13 protein-coding genes, 3 tRNA genes and 1 pseudogene are annotated in these 16,540 nt (G+C 54.8%); 9 read left to right on the top strand and 8 right to left on the bottom strand.

Annotated features, from left to right (window positions below):
• The first annotated feature begins 811 nt into the window (after positions 1 to 811).
• Positions 812 to 3,102, top strand: a pseudogene (locus tag OSC10802_RS57120) (nitric-oxide reductase large subunit).
• 73 nt (positions 3,103 to 3,175) lie between these two features.
• Here OSC10802_RS57120 and OSC10802_RS0137165 read toward each other — a convergent pair.
• Positions 3,176 to 4,033 carry a sugar kinase gene (locus OSC10802_RS0137165; protein ID WP_026099135.1) on the bottom strand — a complete coding sequence of 286 codons (858 nt, stop codon included), beginning with the start codon at positions 4,031 to 4,033 and terminating at the stop codon, positions 3,176 to 3,178.
• Between the two features lie 206 nt (positions 4,034 to 4,239).
• Here OSC10802_RS0137165 and rsmI point away from each other — a divergent pair, with 206 nt between their 5' ends.
• The 4 genes from rsmI (at position 4,240) to OSC10802_RS43590 (ending at position 8,089) form a co-directional block, all read left to right on the top strand.
• Positions 4,240 to 5,118: a 16S rRNA (cytidine(1402)-2'-O)-methyltransferase gene (rsmI, locus tag OSC10802_RS0137160; protein WP_017721830.1), complete on the top strand. Its 879-nt coding sequence runs from the start codon at positions 4,240 to 4,242 to the stop codon at positions 5,116 to 5,118.
• 109 nt (positions 5,119 to 5,227) lie between these two features.
• A complete protein-coding gene (locus tag OSC10802_RS43595) occupies positions 5,228 to 5,890 on the top strand; it encodes a hypothetical protein (RefSeq protein WP_017721829.1) in 663 nt (220 codons plus the stop codon).
• 362 nt (positions 5,891 to 6,252) lie between these two features.
• A complete protein-coding gene (locus OSC10802_RS0137150; protein WP_017721828.1) occupies positions 6,253 to 7,692 on the top strand; it encodes a phosphoglucomutase/phosphomannomutase family protein in 1,440 nt (479 codons plus the stop codon).
• A gap of 88 nt (positions 7,693 to 7,780) precedes the next feature.
• A complete protein-coding gene (locus OSC10802_RS43590; protein ID WP_017721827.1) occupies positions 7,781 to 8,089 on the top strand; it encodes a LapA family protein in 309 nt (102 codons plus the stop codon).
• A 5-nt stretch (positions 8,090 to 8,094) separates the two neighbouring features.
• On the opposite strand, the gene OSC10802_RS0137140 is transcribed toward OSC10802_RS43590, so the two are convergent.
• The 3 genes from OSC10802_RS0137140 to OSC10802_RS0137130 all read right to left on the bottom strand — a co-directional run bounded on the left by OSC10802_RS0137140 (position 8,095) and on the right by OSC10802_RS0137130 (position 11,017).
• Positions 8,095 to 9,063, bottom strand: a complete 969-nt coding sequence (locus OSC10802_RS0137140; protein ID WP_017721826.1) for a helix-turn-helix domain-containing protein — start codon at positions 9,061 to 9,063, stop codon at positions 8,095 to 8,097.
• A 112-nt stretch (positions 9,064 to 9,175) separates the two neighbouring features.
• The gene (locus OSC10802_RS0137135) at positions 9,176 to 10,195 is read right to left on the bottom strand and encodes a hypothetical protein (protein WP_017721825.1); all 1,020 of its coding nucleotides are present in this window, start codon (positions 10,193 to 10,195) and stop codon (positions 9,176 to 9,178) included.
• Positions 10,196 to 10,345: 150 nt separating this feature from the next.
• Positions 10,346 to 11,017, bottom strand: a complete 672-nt coding sequence (locus OSC10802_RS0137130) for an Npun_F0813 family protein (protein WP_017721824.1) — start codon at positions 11,015 to 11,017, stop codon at positions 10,346 to 10,348.
• A gap of 144 nt (positions 11,018 to 11,161) precedes the next feature.
• Between OSC10802_RS0137130 and OSC10802_RS52365 the strand changes: the two genes are divergently transcribed.
• On the top strand, positions 11,162 to 11,320 hold the full coding sequence (locus tag OSC10802_RS52365) for a hypothetical protein (protein WP_155969240.1): 159 nt from the start codon (positions 11,162 to 11,164) through the stop codon (positions 11,318 to 11,320).
• Positions 11,321 to 11,448: 128 nt separating this feature from the next.
• Here the strand turns inward: OSC10802_RS52365 and OSC10802_RS52360 are convergent, their stop codons facing one another.
• Positions 11,449 to 11,616 carry a hypothetical protein gene (locus OSC10802_RS52360; RefSeq protein WP_017721822.1) on the bottom strand — a complete coding sequence of 56 codons (168 nt, stop codon included), beginning with the start codon at positions 11,614 to 11,616 and terminating at the stop codon, positions 11,449 to 11,451.
• Between the two features lie 456 nt (positions 11,617 to 12,072).
• Between OSC10802_RS52360 and OSC10802_RS0137115 the strand changes: the two genes are divergently transcribed.
• Positions 12,073 to 12,146 (top strand) — tRNA-Arg (locus OSC10802_RS0137115).
• 488 nt (positions 12,147 to 12,634) lie between these two features.
• Here the strand turns inward: OSC10802_RS0137115 and OSC10802_RS0137105 are convergent.
• The 3 genes from OSC10802_RS0137105 to OSC10802_RS0137095 form a co-directional block, all read right to left on the bottom strand.
• Positions 12,635 to 12,838 (bottom strand): hypothetical protein, encoded by a 204-nt coding sequence (locus OSC10802_RS0137105; protein ID WP_017721821.1) that lies wholly within the window; start codon positions 12,836 to 12,838, stop codon positions 12,635 to 12,637.
• Between the two features lie 132 nt (positions 12,839 to 12,970).
• Positions 12,971 to 13,042 (bottom strand) — tRNA-Thr (locus OSC10802_RS0137100).
• Between the two features lie 73 nt (positions 13,043 to 13,115).
• Positions 13,116 to 13,197, bottom strand: a tRNA-Tyr gene (locus tag OSC10802_RS0137095).
• Positions 13,198 to 14,224: 1,027 nt separating this feature from the next.
• On the opposite strand from OSC10802_RS0137095, the gene map reads away from it, so the two are divergent.
• The gene (gene map, locus OSC10802_RS0137085; RefSeq protein ID WP_017721819.1) at positions 14,225 to 15,055 is read left to right on the top strand and encodes a type I methionyl aminopeptidase; all 831 of its coding nucleotides are present in this window, start codon (positions 14,225 to 14,227) and stop codon (positions 15,053 to 15,055) included.
• A gap of 993 nt (positions 15,056 to 16,048) precedes the next feature.
• Positions 16,049 to 16,324: a hypothetical protein gene (locus OSC10802_RS53780; protein WP_017721818.1), complete on the top strand. Its 276-nt coding sequence runs from the start codon at positions 16,049 to 16,051 to the stop codon at positions 16,322 to 16,324.
• Positions 16,325 to 16,540 lie beyond the last annotated feature (216 nt).

Below are 16,540 nucleotides of genomic sequence, written 5' to 3'. Positions count from 1 at the left end.
TTCAAAAGACCGTAATCTCGGTCGATGTACCGTATTATAGCCCCAGAGAGTTACCCCGTCAAGCCCCTTCCTCCCTGTAAAAAGCTATAGCAGCAGTCATATTGGTTAAAACAATAGAAGCTTCGGGAGCGGGGGGCTTACTGCCATATAGACGTAGGGCAGGCGGGACGCCTGCCCTGAAGATCTAATGTTTTAACCTAAGTGCATCCTGCTATATCTTGGTGAAAAAAGTTAGGGTTCGCCGATCCCACAGGGGTTTCAAAAATCGGGCTTGACCCGGGGAGCGCCCCCTGAGCCCACGCCAAGGCACCCCACCGGCACCATCAAGACCCTGCCTTCTGGCATCCGTCGCAAATAAGGGTAGCCTCGCGGCTCCTGTCAATACGCAAATTTACTCATTTTGCTGGAGCGAGAAGGGGAGCCTATCTGTGGCCCGGCGGACAGCGCACCGGCAGCCTCTGAGATCCCGGTTTGCAGTAGGGCTCTAGCCCAACCGGCGGGCCTCGGTCTGGCCCATTATTTTCACCGCTGGCGGTGTGCGCAGTTCCGAAGCGACTGCCTACTTTCCCCTCCTTTCCCTTCGCTCCCAAATACAGCCTGGGAACAAAAAACTCTCGGCTGCTGCCTGCTTCCGACACAGCAACCCCTGCCTTTTACTGCCGCGAATAAAAGCCTGAAGAAAAGCTAAAGAATCCGCAGCAAAGCAGCCGGCAAGCGCCTGCCACTGGGTAGCAAGTGTTACATTTTTAGGGAGCCGCACTCAGCACGCACCGAAAAAATCGGTTCCCAATCCTCAACGCAGTTTCCAGTTATGGCAAATACCACCTTAGATATAGGTAATTCTGCGAAACTTTCCGGAAGGCGAAACCTCAGCCTGCCCGTATGGCTAGTGCTAATTTGCATCATCGCCTTTACTGTTTTGCTAGCAGCAGGAGCGGCAATTTGGAAAAACGCTCCTCCCGTTCCAGAAATTGTGCGCTCCCCACAGCAAGAAACTGTCCTGACGCAAGCCGAAATCCAAGCCGGACAAGAAACCTATCTCTCGCGAGGCGGACAGCACATCGGCAGCGTCTGGGGGCACGGCAGCTACCTGGCTCCCGACTGGACCGCTGATGTGCTCCACAAATGGGGATTAGCGACAGCGGGAGTATTATACAGCAAAAAACCTGAATTTTCGCAAGAAGATTTAGAAGCTTTGCCGGCTCCAGAAAAAGCCAGCCTGCAAGCCAGAGTCAGCGAAGACTTCAAAACCAACCGGTACAGCCCGCAAACCAAATAACTCATCCTGACCGACGCCCAAACCGAGGGGTTGAAGCAAGTTTTCAAAGACTACCACAAACTGCTGTCTCAAGGATCTATTATACACTCAATTCCTTCGGGTTGGTTCAAAGATGACACCCAAATCCACAACGTCACCGGCTTCTTTGCCTGGACAGCTTGGGCGGCCTCAGCAACCCGACCGAACGCACCATTTTCCTACACCGCAAATTGGCCCCACGATCGCCTAATTGGCAACACCCCACCGGGGCAATTTCTCATCTGGTCAATCGTGTCAGTCATCGTGCTAATTGCCGCCACTGGCATCTTTGTATTTGTTTACCTCGCGCAAGAAGAACCCGATGAAATCCAGCCGGTGCCGGCTCGCCCCGCCGTGCGGATTCCCACACCCAGCCAAAAAGTATCCTCCCTATTTTTTGGCGTAGCGATGACACTGTTCCTCATCCAAATTGTGATGGGAATGGTTACAGCGCACTACGCCGTAGAGGGGGCAGCATTTTACGGCATCCCCATCAATCAGTACATGCCCTACGCCGCCACGCGCACCTGGCACCTGCAGCTGGCAGTATTTTGGATTGCCACCTGCTGGCTAGCAGCCGGTCTGTACTTCGCCCCGCGTTTTGGCGGGTGCGAACCCAAAGGGCAAGCCCTTGGAACAGCTATTCTCCTGATAGCCTTAACCGCTGTCATCCTCGGCGCAATGGCCGGTTCCTGGGCAGCAGTGCAAGGATTTCTCGGCGATAAAAGCTTCCTTTGGGGGCACCAAGGCTATGAGTATATCGAATTAGGGCGAGTTTGGCAAATCCTGCTGATAGGCGGCATGGTTTTCTGGCTTTGGCTGATGTACCGCGCCTTCAAACCGGCACTGCAAAAAGAACAGGACCCCACCGGCTTGAGCCACTTTTTCCTCTACAGCGCCATTCCCATTCCCCTGTTCTATTCAGCGGGACTGATGTACACCAACCGCACCCCCCTGAGTGTGGCAGAATATTGGCGCTGGTGGGTCGTGCACCTGTGGTTGGAAGGCTTCTTCGAGGTGTTCGCCACCGTCGTTATTGCCTACTTGTGCGGAGAGCTCGGTTTCCTCAAGAAATCCTCAGCCCTCCGCGCTACGTACCTGACTACAATTCTGTACTTAACCAGCGGTGTCGTTGGCACCTTGCACCACTTGTATTTTCCGGCACTCCGTCATTCATTGCCGCGATGGGATCTGTATTCTCAGCCCTGGAAGTCGTTCCCCTCTCCCTGATAGGATTCGAGGTTTTGAAGACTCTCAAACTTTCGCGGGAAGCTGAAGTATTTTACAGGTGGCCACTGCGGTTTTTTATCGCCACCTGTTTCTGGAATTTAGTGGGAGCCGGTGTGTTTGGGTTCTTAATCAACCCGCCAATAGTGCTATACTACTCCCAAGGGTTGAATACCACCCCCATTCACGCTCACGCCGCCCTATTTGGGGTCTATGGCTGTCTGGCACTGGCGCTAATGCTGTTTGCCTTTCGGGAATTTGTCCCAGAAGATGCCTGGGATGAAAAAATGCTCAGCTTTTCCTTCTGGAGTGTTAATATTGGCTTAGTCCTGATGATGGTTTTCGGGCTAATTCCCAACGGCTTCTACCAGCTGGTGCAGTCCATAGATCGCGGCACTTGGTACGCCCGCAGCGCTGAGGTGATTGCCTCTCCCTGGATGCTGTGGACCGTGGCGCATTCCCGGCGACGTCATCTTTGCCATCGGTGCCCTCACAATGTTTGTGTTTACTGTCAGGGCGATTTTCGCTATCTTTCGCTTTCCCGTCCAGCCGGTTCGTTCCGAATTAACCCCCGCTAAACGCTAATTTCGCATTTCAGATGCCAGAAACCCGGTTTCTTCAAGAAACCGGGTTTCTCACTCAGATATGATATCACTCCATCCACCGGCGCGTCCCAAAATACTCACAGGATCGAGAGGCAACCTGAGCCGCTGACGCCAGAGCTTGCGTAAAGTTATCTCGCAAGATATAATGGCAGAATGCCCCGTGGAAGACATCACCGGCACCCAGTGTGTCAACAGCTTTGATTTGCGGCACCGGCACCTCCCCAGCACCGCCGGCACTCAGGTATTGAATCGGGTTTTCTCCGTTGGTAATCGCAATGTGGGGGATGCCGGCGGCGCGGAGATACGCAAAAACATCCGCTTGCCGGTGACAGCCCGGTGGGTAGAAATTCGCAGAACAAATGGCATAATCGACAAAAGGCAATATCTCCTCAAACCCGGGCTTCCAGCTGCCGCCATCGATAACAGCCGGGATATTCTTTGATTTAGCCTCCCGCGCAATCGCTTGACCGGCTGCCATTTGGTGCCCGTCTATTAGCACAATATCGATCTTTTGTAAAGAGTCAGGAGGGAGATTTTCGGCGGGAATTTGGGACTGGGTAGCGTTGATGGAGACAACCGCCCGCTCGCCGGTGGATTGAGTGACAATAATAGAAGAAACTGGCGGCGGTTGGGAGCGAGTGGGGTCTAAATCGGAAATGGCCACGCCATGAGTTTCCAAATCGGCGCGAATGAGTTGGGCAATTGGGTGGGAGCCCAAAGCTGCGAGCAGCAGGGCTCGATTGCCCAGATAGCTGAAGGTAACAGACGCATTGGCAGCGGGGCCGCCGGCAGCTATAGTAGAGTCAGAGGCAACAATTTTCTGGTTGTTACTGGGGGTGCCGGCAGCAAGGTAGACCAAATCTAAGGTCGCCATGCCGGCAAAAAGTCCGCTATACGAATGCATGGATTTTGGATTTTGGATTGGGGATTGAAAAAGACGGCCTGAAAGCCTTTTCCGCCATACAAAAAATCTTCTCTATCTCAACTTGGTATAATATAGCGTGTCTAAATCCTCCGTGTAAATTTCAGACCCCCGGGGTCTGGGCATCCAGCGGTTGCAGAAATCATTTAAAAATGCTATAGATTGTAAGCAATGGCATTAAATTCAAAATGCAGATTCAGCCAAAACCAGGAACACTTTACGTGGTGGGTACGCCCATAGGCAACCTGGAAGATATCACCTTCCGGGCGGTGCGGATTTTGCAGGCGGTGGACTTGATTGCCGCTGAGGACACCCGCCACACCGGCAAGCTGCTGCACCACTTCCAGATTCAGACGCCCCAGATTAGCTGTCACGAACACAACCAGCAGCAGCGCATTCCTGAATTGCTGGACCGGCTGCTTCAGGGAAAGGCCATCGCCCTGGTCACCGATGCCGGCATGCCGGGAATTTCCGATCCCGGATACGAATTGGTGAGCGCTTGCGCTTCGGCGGGGGTGCCGGTGGTGCCGGTTCCTGGCCCAACTGCAGCCATTGCCGCCCTGAGCGCGTCTGGACTGCCAACAGACCGGTTTGCCTTTGAGGGCTTTTTGCCGGCAAAAGGGCAAGACCGGCACCGGCGTCTGGAAGCCTTGCAAACGGAATCCCGCACGGTAATTTTATATGAAGCGCCCCACCGGCTGCGGCAAACCCTGCAAGATTTGGGCAGTGTTTTGGGTGCCGGCAGGCAGATAGTTCTGGCAAGGGAGTTAACAAAATTCCACGAGGAGTTTTGGCGGGGGACAATTGCCGGCTGCCAGGCGCACTATACCACACGCGAACCCCAAGGGGAATTTACCCTGCTGCTTGCCGGTGCCCCGGTGTCAGCGCCGGTGCTGTCAGAAGAAGCGATTAAAGCGGAGTTACAGAACTTATTGAGGCAAGGAATGTCGCGAAGCGAAGCGGCGCGGCAATTATCCGAGCAAACCTCTCTCAAGCGCCGGCAGATTTATCAGCTAGCGCTGACGGTTGAAGAGGGCGCGCCAGCTGACCCGGACAAGCCGGTGTGAAAAACATTATAATAAAAGCGTAGAAATAGAAACCGGGTTTCTCAAAGAAACCCGGTTTCTCGCCCCACCCTGAGGAATTCAATATCCTCACAACTTTTCCGAAGCCAATATGAACGTTCAATTTTTACTCACCGGCCTTTTGATAGCGCTTCTTGGCTGCAGCGCCGCCCCAGTTGCTGAAACCTCTCCCCCACCCCAACCTCCTGCCCCCTCCCAAAGCCCCACAAGAGCGCCGGTGCCGGTTGCCGCTGCAGTCCCGCCCGCCACTGCAACTCAGACTATCTCAGAGGCGGGAATCGGGCTAGCCAAGTTGGGGATGACGGTAGGAGAGCTAAAAAAGCAGCTGGGAGCGAATTATAAATTTGAAGTTAAATCGCCGTTCATGGTGGATTTTGACGCCCTCGCCGTCAGCAAAGCCGGCAAGGTGCAATTCTACATTCTCTACCCAGCAGGAACAGCCCCAGCTGACTCCCAGCGCATCCAAGCGCTAGTGACTGACAGTCCCGCTTTTCGCACAGCGGAGGGGGTCGGTGCGGAAACCTCGATTAAAGAGGCTGAGGCAGTTTACGGAAAAGCGACTTTGAGTTACAATACAGCCAATGAGTCTAGGGAATATGTGAATTTTGCAAAGAAACCGTCTCGTAAAATTGCTTTCCGCGCCGGGGTAAAGGGGCGAGGATTTGCCGGCATTTATCCAGCCCAAAAGGCGGAATACAATCAAACAACAAAATATCAGGATGGAGCTTTTATTAAATCTGTGGAGGTGCGCTAAAAGCAGGGCACCCGGCAATATAGCAGTTCCAAATAATTTGTGATTTCCCTCTCTCTTCTCTTCTCTTCTCTTCTCTTCTCTTCTCTTCTCTTCTCTTGGCGTCTTGGCGTCTTGGCGGTAAAAAAAATAAATCTCACACCTCCAGAACGAATATGAGAAAGCAGGCGATTTGAACCGCTGTTGCGGCAAACAGCCGGTCGCGCAAATATACCTAATAGCTGGCCCGGTGTGGGTTTGGCTGGATCGCCCTGTCTCCCCCTCTGCCAAAGCCCGCCTCTTGAGAACGAACTTCTCCTGAGGATGAGGTGCGAAGTGCGTGCTGTCCTGTACTATTAATAATTGATGAAGAGGGAGTGGCTCAGATGAGTGCAGTCAGCAATACAGGAAAGATTCAGTTCGGAACCGATGGGTGGCGAGGTCTGATTGCCAAGGACTTTACCTTCGCCAACGTGTGCAAGGTAACCCGCGCCATCGCCAGCTACTTAGAAACCGCATACAGCAAAGACCGGCCCGTTTTGGTGAGCTACGACACCCGCTTCTTAGCTGACCAGTTCGCCCAAACAGCAGCAGAGATTCTAGCAGATTTGGGGTGGAATGTCAAGATCGCCGACAGGGACTGCCCGACGCCGGTGATTGCCTACAACGCCAAGTACCTCAACTCTGCCGGTGCGCTGATGTTCACCGCCAGTCACAACCCCGCGCCCTACTGCGGCATCAAGTACATCCCGGACTATGCCGGTCCAGCCACCAAAGAAATCACCGATGCGATTGTGGCCAACCTAGAGGGGTCATCTGACGCCCCGCCGGCGGGCAAAAATGGCAGCCGGATCTCCAGCTTTGACCCGAAGCCAGATTATTTGAATTTTCTCTACACTTTGATAGATGTGGGGCGGATTCGCAGCGCCAAGCTAAAGGTGAAGTACGACGCCCTCTACTCCACCTCGCGCGGCTACCTGGACACGGTGTTGCAGGAGTGCGGCTGCGAAACAGAGGCGTTCCACACCTGGCGGGATGTCCTGTTTGGCGGCGGCATGCCAGAACCCAAGGGCGAGCAGCTAGAGGAGCTGATCGCAGCCGTGAGGAAAGATGGCGCTGATTTGGGTCTGGCCACAGATGGCGACAGCGACCGTTTCGGCGTAGTGGACGAACAGGGCAGCGTCCTGACGCCCAACACCATACTGCTGCTGCTGGCGCGGCACCTGGTAAAGAATAAAGGCAAGACCGGCGCAATTGTCCGGACTGTGGCCACCACTCACCTGCTGGACAGCCTGGCGGCGAAATACGGTTTGGAGCTTTATGAGACTGCGGTGGGGTTTAAATACGTCGGCGAAAAAATGCGGGAGACTCAGGTGCTGATTGGCGGCGAAGAGTCGGGCGGCCTGAGCGTAATTGGCCACATTCCGGAGAAAGATGGCATTTTAGCCGACATGCTGGTGGCGGAGGCGATAGCTTATGAAGGCAAGCCCCTGTCTCAGCTGGTGGAAGAAGCCATCGCCGAGGCCGGTGGCCCCCTGTACAACCAGCGCCTTGACCTGCACCTGAATGACGCCCACAAGGCTGCGGTGCTAAAATCGTATACTGACAGTCCGCCGGCAGAGGTCGTGGGAGTGAGGGTGAGAGAGATCGGTCGCAAAGATGGAATCAAGCTCTACCTGGAAGACGGCGGCTGGATACTCCTGCGCCCCTCCGGGACTGAACCGCTGATGCGCGTCTATTTGGAGACGAACTCTCCAGAAAAACTGGCCCAAATTGCTGAGCACATGCAGCAAGCCATCGACCGGCTCGCCCCGGTGCCGGTATAGGCAAACAAGAGTGATGAGTGATGAGTGGATAAGTCCCGGAATGTGGGGTCTGCCTTCATCACTCAACAGTTAAAATTCATATATTTGTATGAATAATTGGCTTCCCTTTTTTACCTCTTTGGCGGTTGCCGGCCCGGCGGTGGCGCTGGCGGTACTGTCCGCGCAAAATGTGACGCGGGTGTCGCTGCAGTTTCTCGGGTTCCAATCCATTCAGCTGCCGGTCGGCATCGTGCTGGCCATTAGCGTCGGGATTGGGCTGGTGGGGGCCGGGATCGCCCGGGGGCTTTGGCGTCGCCAAACGCCAAAAAAGAGGCGGGCGCAACCGCAAAGCCCTGTGTGGGACAGCCCAGCAGCCGGTGAGGGGGCCAAAGTGGCCGCTGACCGGCAGCATTGGTGAGGTGGCTAGAGGGAGTACACCTGGCCATCAATCAGCAAGCGGGTGATGCCCTTCGCTTGCAGGTAAGTGCTGACTTTTTGCAGGATTTTGCCATCGGGAACTTTGATCACGCGCTGGCTGCGATTGGAAAACCGGCGGGCGACGCGGTGGTTGTCAAACACCGGCAGAGTTTTCTGCTGCACCTCGCCCGCAGGAATTTGCCCGAGCTCGCCAAACTCTTTGAGCGGTCGAGTGATCAGTTCCGCTAAGCGGTCAACCACTAGATAGCAGGTTTTGGGAAGAGAGGCTTCAGACAGCGGTAACACTTTAACAGTGCCGGTCGGGCGCGCTCGCCTGCTGGGCTCGACTCGATCCGGATCGAAGTCTAAATCTTCTAGATCGTCCTCATCCTCATCCTCATCAACATCCTCATCAACATCCTCATCAACATCCTCATCCTCATCCTCGTCCTCATCCTCGTCCTCATCCTCATTCTCATCCTCATCGAGATCCGAGAAGTCCTCTTCTTGAGAGAGGAGTTCTTCTCCCAGCATTTCTTTGAGGGCGCTCGCTTCGGCAGCGGTTGTGTTCGCCAGGGGGCCGGCACCGAAGGGCTCGCCCGTGTCAAGCCGGTCTAGCAGGTCGAGCTGAATAGCGGCGGGGAAAGCCGGTTCGGGTTGGGCGCTGGCCCCCTGGCTCGTGCGGCTGCGGCGGGGTTTCGCTGCCGGAGCGGGTTCGAGCACTTCCGGCTCTGGCAGCACCGGCGCTGGCGCAGGGGCTTTTTCCCCGGCGATCGAGCCGGGGAAGCTCGCGGAACGCTTTTGCCCAACGAGGACTTTGTATTCCTCCTCAGACAAGTGGCTCTTGAGGATGCGGCTAATCGTCGAGTTACTCACGCCGTAGCGATTGGCCAAAGTCAGGGTGGTTTCTCCTGACTGCCGGTACAGGTCGATAATCTCGTTTATGTCAGAATCGGAGAGTTTTCTGGGAGTCATGGGGCCTCCGCACCCATTAGTTGGGCAACAGTTGACTGGAAAGCGGGCGAAAAGCCGGTGGGCAAAAGGGGAGTGGGAATTTAAATTTTAACAGCTAAAATCTCAAATCCCCTTAACCGCGTTTGCGTGCGGGCCGGCGAGAGCGGGTGGATATGTCATATTCCAACACCGCACCGATCCCAAACAAAACGCCACAGAAGACAAAAAATACTTCCAGCAAGCCGCCGCTTTGGTATTCTCCGGACATGCGGCTGTCGGCGTATTTAAACCACATGTCCGCAATGTACAGGGAAAAAGTGGCGGCAGCAATCATCCGCCAAGACTGGGAGAAGCGCCCTCCCCAGAAGGCGAGCAGCAGGGCGGTGGCAATAATCAGCAGGAAGACATCGCCAATGATGTAAAACAAATTCACATAATAGGCCACCGGCTCCAGCGTCTTGTCGAGAGCCTGCACCCAACCAGGCGCTGGGGGATATTCATTTTCTCCCTCAGCCTCCTCCTCAGCGGGTTTCTCGCCCGGCTTGACTGCGGGGGCTTTGGCCGCTCCCCCTGCCGGGGATGCCGCTGTGGCTGTCGCTGCCCCTCGCTCAGGAGCAGCTGTGGCCGCCGGCGCTGCCGGAGGGGTCGCCACCCAGACAGCCAGAGCAATCCCAGCTGCCGCCATCGCCACCAGCACCCCCCACTGCCAGTTTTCTAGATTCAGCCGCCTGCTACTCACCGCCAGAATCATGCCCCAGCTGAGCGCCACATAGGAGATCATATAAAACAGATCGGCCAGGGAAACATCGGGATCGAGCCCCCACACCAGTTCCCAACAGCCAAACAGCAAATTCCCGATAAAGTAGGAACTCATTCCCAGACCTATTCCCAGCCAGACATTCCGTCCGCTGACAATCAGAGGGCTTTTCCAATTTCTCAAACACAGGACAGCGGCACCGAGGAATGCTGAACACTCAAAAATGTAGGTGCCTATCACGTACCACGCTGGCTTCTCTCCGCCCTTAGCGTCCGGGACACTAAACAGCAAAAAAAACAGCAGCGCCAAAACGGCCCAAACAATGCTGCTAATGACGATTGTCTGAGGTGACAGTAACGATTGCAGAGTCGATGACTTTTCTGATGTGCTGCTCATAGGGATTCTCTCAGGCATAACTAGCAATTCCGCAGGCCGAAATAGGAGAAAAGCCCTTTTACCGGCTTAAAATTTCACCCTTTCCCGCACGGCGGTGTAATCCAGCGTCGCATATTCTTCAGTCGGGCGGCGCGCACTGTAAAGAATTCTTTAAGATGCCGCCCACAGCTGGCCGAGGCGAGACTGATTCATCCAGCTGATAAACTGCTTGCGCTCCCCATCTGGCATGTCTTGCAAGGCATCAATCACTCGGTCGGTAAAGTTGGCGTTGCCGAAATACTCTTTGCCCAAGCGATGGAGTTCTTGCAACAGGGTATTGAGATGGTGATCCTGCCAGGGGGGCACGGCGGTACTCTCGAGCGGGTCTTTGGTCAGCAGCTGGCTGACCGCATCGCGGGCGTCTGTCTGGGGGAAGTTCCACTGCCGAAACACCTCGCCAATCTGCTTTTGGAAGGAGCTGGCTTGCCTGGGCCCAAGCAGGTCTTCTATCTCAAAGTAAACCGCCTGCAGCAGCAGGAGGCAGGCTTGAGTGAAAAACGGAGCCGCTGCCACACCGCTTCCTTGGGCCTCCTCACTCAGCTGCTCTATGCGGATTTTGCCCCAGACGCTGTAGCGATCAGGCTCCTCCAGCAGCACGCAAGCCTTCCCACGGTTGTCGGTCAGGTCTCGCCAAAAAGCTTTGGCCTCTTCAGCTTGCTTGGCGTTGAAGACGCTAATTAAGCGAAAGGTCTGTCCCTGATAGTTAAGAATCGGAACCTGCTGGCCCGTTTTGGGGTGCTGCACGCTGGAAATCTCAACATCCTGCCGTTTCAGAATAAACATGACAATGCCACTTGAGTCCTCTGTGAGCCTAGGGGAGCTGTGGGGGTAGATGGTGATCGCAACAGCGACGGTCGATTATGCAGAATGCCTCAGTAGGGAGCTAGCCGAGTCGCGTTGGCGCTGATTAACACCCTATCTTAATCTGTGCTTCCTCGAAAAATCCCACTCATCACCCCCGGCAAGCGCCTCGGGCTGGCCAGGAAAGGAAAGCTCGGCGGGGTAGAAGCCTCTTTCCTGAAGTTGCAGCGCTCGGTTTTTCGCGATCGCACGCCCGGAACCGAGCAACAGCCCGCACACATCTGAGTCACTCAACCGCGCCCGAGCCGAACAGCCGCCCAGTGGGAAGCGCTCCCGGGCTGTCACCCTTGGGTTTTCAGTCTCGGAAACATCCAGATTCTTCTGAAAGCTCAGCACCTTTTTGGCTGCTGCGCCTAGAAAAGTTCAGCCGTCTTCTGTGCTCCTGCTGTCACAACCAGACCGGCAACGCCAGTCTCCCGCTCAGTCTCCAGGCTTCCCAGCAGCTCGCCACACTCCTGCGCCCCCCTGCGGTTGCGCTCGGGAGCCCTGAGGTAGCTTACTGTCTGGTTTTTGCTGTACATTTATCATCAAACGGCTCGCCGCTGCGGTTTCGCTCACCGCGGTCTGTGAGATCGGGTCAGTGTCCCCACAGCGACTGTGCCGCTACATCTTTTTCATACCACACGCTCCGCGATTCCCGCCGGCTGGCCATCCTTTCGGACTCTTTTCCTCAAAGGAGAGGAACGCCAGCCCCGACTGGCATCCGGGCTGTTGGCCTGGAGCCTAACCGGGCGTAGAGCGAGTGCCTGCCTTCAGTCGCTATTATGGAATTGCCACTGAATGGCGAGCGGGAATCCCCACCAGGTGCTTTAAAAACCCCTGTCGGCCTATCCCACGCCGCGCCACCGCCGGCTAAAAAAAAACTGCCGGCTGGCCACAGGATGTAGTCGGACGTGACTGCAAACGTTATATTATTAATTTATATGCTCCCGCCCCTCAGCGGATTGCCCTGCGCGTATTAAAATTGATTTAAACTTGCCCCAGTAGCTCAGAGGATTAGAGCATCTGCCTTCTAAGCAGAGAGCCGTAGGTTCGAGTCCTACCTGGGGTGTGGCCCAAAACCCTCTCAACCCTAACCTTCCCTCTGGCGCTTAGCACAGTGAGCCCTCTTCTGTCAAGGGATATCCTCCCGTTTTTGCCAATTCCCACGAACCGCAGGGGGCCCTCCCTCCCAGACGAGAACGGCTGAAACACCCTGCCGGCTGCAGTGGGGCAATCCCTGTCAGGGCACCAGCTGGCCCGAAACGAGCTGGCCCTTTCACCAACCCCCGTGCCAGCTTCTTCGCGCCCCCATCGCTTTCTCTGACAGAAATTTCCCACCGCACTCGACTGGGAGGCAAGGGCTGTGCTGCTGAGACACAAAAGCTGCGCCGGCGCAGCTTTTGCCAGATTCTTCCGTTTGTTTGCTGGTTTGTTTGTTCCAGTCCCCCAAACGGGATTCATTCTCTCGCCCCGCACAGCAGGCATTCTGCCCCTGACTCCTGTTGCGAATTTTTATCCCCCACCGCCAAACCCATCCAGCTCTGTACGCTTATATCTTTACCGCAGCAGAGCTTCTTGCGCCTCTACCTGAGGGCGGATATTTGCCCAACCGGCAGCCCGCCCGATGCCTCTCACCTGTCCCCCAACTCCTCTCTCGCGCCGGCAATCACCCCACGGACCTCCGCCTGCGCCCACTTGAATGTCACGGATCTCACCGGCACCCCCTGCCGTCAAGCAGGCAGCCGGCGGTTCCCCACCCACTGCTCAATCCCAGGAAAACTTATCCCTCTCCCTGCCCCCAAGCGTGCGCGAGTTATGCCGGCTATTCTACTTATAGAGATAGTCTAGACTCTCTCTGACGAGCCTACTCTCCCTTTATTTAACTTTCTTAAAAGCCCGTGACGAGGATTGAACTCGTGACCTCACCCTTACCAAGGGTGTGCTCTACCACTGAGCTACACGGGCGCGGTCAAGTTATTGTTTTCGACTTCAAATTCTCTATCTAAAATCTAAAACCTAAACTCGAACGTTTTTGAGGTGGGCCGGGCTAGATTCGAACTAGCGTAGGCGTAGCCAGCGGATTTACAGTCCGCCCCCATTAACCACTCGGGCACCGACCCATTCACCTCACAGTTATTAATCCTAACACACCCCATCTCAGATTTCAACCTTTTTTCAAAGATTTTTTTGAAATTTGAGCTGGGCTGCTTCCCACCGGCTCGCTCCCACTTTGATGCCCTCTCAGCTGGCCTTCCTCAAGCCCCGCCGCCGGGCGCACACCGCCCTCAACATCTATCCCAAGCGCCATTCCACCTGTCGGAGCCGGTTTTGCCGGCCCTTCTGGCTAGAGCAGTCCGCCCGGAAGGAATCACTCCGATTGGAGATTTCCAACTGCGATCCACAACTATCCATAGTATACCTTTTTGCGCCCCTGTAAAATATAATTTTTTTATAGGATTTGGCATTTAGATTAGCATTCCCTATATAACAGAAGGCCACATACCCCGCCGGCAGGCCGCACTCGCAGCCGGTGGACGAGAGGACGGTTGAGAGAGTCCTTGAGGCGAGGGCGTGGCTCGTGTTTCAGCTTTCCCACCCAGCTACCACTGGCTGTGTGTTCGGTTTACCGCATCAGGAATTACGGGAAACCGAAGCAAGAGTGAAGTTTCCGGTTCTCACACAACAGTCCCCCCCCGAAATGCCTGCAGAAGGGGGATTTCAGCTTTCCCACCCAGCGACCACTGCCTGTAGGTTCGGTTTACCGCATCAGGAATTACGGGAAACCGAAGCAAGAGTGCAGAGCTTACAGGGATGGGATCGGTAACAGCAGTTGCACGACACAGAGACAAAACCTGCCCCTGCAAGAGTGCCCCCACACCCTGGATCGAAGATTCCCAGCATGCCGGTGCGGCAGTTCGTAGCCTGCAAACTGACCTGCCGGTGGACGCAGGAAGGAAGTGACAGGGATCTGTTAACTTAGTTAAAGAAGACTAACTCCACGTTCCCCGCACGGGTGAATCGCTTTGCGAGCCTGCCGGCACAGCTTCCCAACGGATTCTGGCCCGTAGCAGCGGCTAAACCCTTTAAACTCGGGCAAGATATTTCTGAGTCCGGTTGTTGTACCACCCATAGCCTCCCATCCATAACATGAACATTCTTGGCAATCTCCTTCCGCAAGCCTCTCAGCCCCCCCGCGCCAAACAGCAGCAGCGTCGCGGCATCGAACTTAAATCGAAGCGCGAAATCGAAATCATGCGGCAGGCGGCTTTGATAGTGGCAACGGTACTCAAAGAAATTTCCGAGATGGTGCAGCCCGGGATGACGACCGCTGACTTGGACGCTTACGCTGAGAAGCGCATTCGCGAAATGGGCGCAACTCCCAGCTTTAAAGGCTATCACGGATTTCCCGCCTCGATTTGCTCCAGCATTAATAATGAAGTGGTGCACGGCATTCCCAGCCCCAAAAAGGCGATCAAGGCCGGCGATGTCGTGAAAGTGGACACCGGCGCTTACTACCAGGGCTTTCACGGCGACTCCTGCATCACGATCGCCGTCGGTGAAGTGACGCCAGAGGCGGCCAAGTTAATTCGCGTCGCAGAAGAAGCCCTCTATAAGGGAATTGAACAAGTCAAAGCCGGCAACTACCTGCTCGATCTTGCCGGCGCGATTCAAGATCACGTCGTTGCCAGTGGCTTTAGCATCGTGGAAGACTTCACCGGCCACGGTGTTGGGCGCAACCTCCACGAAGAACCCTCCGTGTTCAATTTCCGCACCCACGAAATGCCGAATGTCAAACTCCGCGCCGGCATGACCCTGGCCATTGAGCCGATTTTGAATGCCGGTTCCAAGCACACCCGCATCTTGCCAGACAAGTGGACGGCTGTGACTGTAGATAACGCTCTGTCCGCTCAGTTTGAGCATACCGTCCTCGTCACAGAAACCGGTTACGAGATTTTGACCGACCGGTCTAAAGTTTAGTCCTTAATTTCAACCCGACAATTCTAGGGGCGCGGCATTGCTGCCCCCCTATTGTTTATATGGCGGGCTTTTACCATGTTTGTAGTTGGGCTTCAGCCCAAAGTTTGTAGTTGGGCTTCAGCCCAAAGGTTCGCAGTTGGGCTTCAGCCCAAAGGTTCGTAGTTGGGCTTCAGCCCAAAGGTTCGTAGTTGGGCTTCAGCCCAAAGGTTCGTAGTTGGGCTTCAGCCCAAAGGTTCGTAGTTGGGCTTCAGCCCAAAGGTTCGTAGTTGGGCTTTAGCCCAAAGGTTCGTAGTTGGGCTTTAGCCCAAAGGTTTGTAGTTGGGCTTCAGCCCAAAGGTTCGTAGTTGGGCTTCAGCCCAAAGTTTGTAGTTGGGCTTCAGCCCAATCGGCGAATTTTGCGCATAATTTTCATTTTTTACGATATGCGCATATCCGAATTTACATCCTGGATAAGCGCATCGTTCGGCTCTTACTCCTTCCTACAATAAGCAGATTAAAAGCGTAACCTCTCAAGAGGTAGGGAGGGTTCCCTATAGGGAGGGCTTGCCGGTTAGAAGAGAGTGCCGGCAAGCGAGAGAACGCACCTTACTGCGGCTGATTTGCCTCCTGCGTGGCGTCGCCCTGGGGGTATAATCAGAGATATAGCAGTATGCACTTAGGTTAAAACATTAGACCTTCAAGCCCGGCGTTAGCGCAGCGGCGCGTTAGCGCTACGCCTCCCCTACGTCTATATCCCAGTAGTAATATGGGTTAGGACAATAGGAGCCGGAGTGCGGGGGTGCAAAAGAGGCCGAAATGTACTAACCTAAGTGCCTACTGCTATATAGCGTTTCTCAGATTAATGTGCTACAGAGAAACCGCTCCTAACGGAGCCGCTACGCTAACGGTAGGGGAGGGCAAGGTGCAACCGGCACTACGCTCATCGGGTTTATAGACCATAGTACATCAAACTGAGAACCGCTATAAGTTGCAGGCAATACCCCTTTTCAGCGAATGAACCGACTTTTCTTTGGTGACAACCTGGAAGTTCTGCGCAACAGCATTGCTGATAAAAGCGCCGATCTTATATACCTTGACCCACCCTTCAATTCCAACGCTTACTACAACGTCATCTTTGGGAAAAGCAAAACAGCCGGTTTGCCACAAGCACAGATAACAGCCTTTGAGGACACTTGGCACTGGAATAGCGAGTCAAGCCGTGCCCTCAATGAATTGTTCGACAGGTGCGGTAAATTAGCCGAAATTTTGGATTTGCTGGTTCGCAATTAGGGGCAAAATGACCTGTCAGCCTACCTGGTAATGATTGCCATCCGTCTAGTAGAGTTGCACCGCGTCTTAAAGCCCACCGGCAGCCTGTAGCTGCACTGATATCCAACGTCCAGCCACTACCTCAAGCTGATTCTAGACTTCATTTTTGCACCCCAGAACTATCGCAGCGAAATTACCTGGAAACGCTCCAGCGCCCACAGCGACACCAAAGATGGT

It is taken from the genome of Kamptonema formosum PCC 10802, assembly GCF_000332335.1.
Taxonomy (GTDB): domain Bacteria; phylum Cyanobacteriota; class Cyanobacteriia; order Cyanobacteriales; family Oscillatoriaceae; genus Oscillatoria.
Note: the sequence above shows the minus strand (reverse complement) of the source record. Positions and strands in the feature narration are given on the sequence as shown.

Excerpts from the sequence above, each read along its gene's own strand:
- OSC10802_RS53780 (WP_017721818.1), top strand. The coding sequence starts at position 16,049 with ATGAACCGACTTTTCTTTGGTGACAACCTGGAAGTTCTGCGCAACAGC.
- OSC10802_RS43590 (WP_017721827.1), top strand. The coding sequence starts at position 7,781 with ATGAATAATTGGCTTCCCTTTTTTACCTCTTTGGCGGTTGCCGGCCCG.
- OSC10802_RS0137130 (WP_017721824.1), bottom strand. The coding sequence starts at position 11,017 with ATGTTTATTCTGAAACGGCAGGATGTTGAGATTTCCAGCGTGCAGCAC.
- map (WP_017721819.1), top strand. The coding sequence starts at position 14,225 with ATGAACATTCTTGGCAATCTCCTTCCGCAAGCCTCTCAGCCCCCCCGC.
- OSC10802_RS0137135 (WP_017721825.1), bottom strand. The coding sequence starts at position 10,195 with ATGAGCAGCACATCAGAAAAGTCATCGACTCTGCAATCGTTACTGTCA.
- OSC10802_RS0137165 (WP_026099135.1), bottom strand. The coding sequence starts at position 4,033 with ATGCATTCGTATAGCGGACTTTTTGCCGGCATGGCGACCTTAGATTTG.
- OSC10802_RS52360 (WP_017721822.1), bottom strand. The coding sequence starts at position 11,616 with ATGTACAGCAAAAACCAGACAGTAAGCTACCTCAGGGCTCCCGAGCGC.
- OSC10802_RS0137140 (WP_017721826.1), bottom strand. The coding sequence starts at position 9,063 with ATGACTCCCAGAAAACTCTCCGATTCTGACATAAACGAGATTATCGAC.
- rsmI (WP_017721830.1), top strand. The coding sequence starts at position 4,240 with ATGCAGATTCAGCCAAAACCAGGAACACTTTACGTGGTGGGTACGCCC.
- OSC10802_RS0137150 (WP_017721828.1), top strand. The coding sequence starts at position 6,253 with ATGAGTGCAGTCAGCAATACAGGAAAGATTCAGTTCGGAACCGATGGG.
- OSC10802_RS43595 (WP_017721829.1), top strand. The coding sequence starts at position 5,228 with ATGAACGTTCAATTTTTACTCACCGGCCTTTTGATAGCGCTTCTTGGC.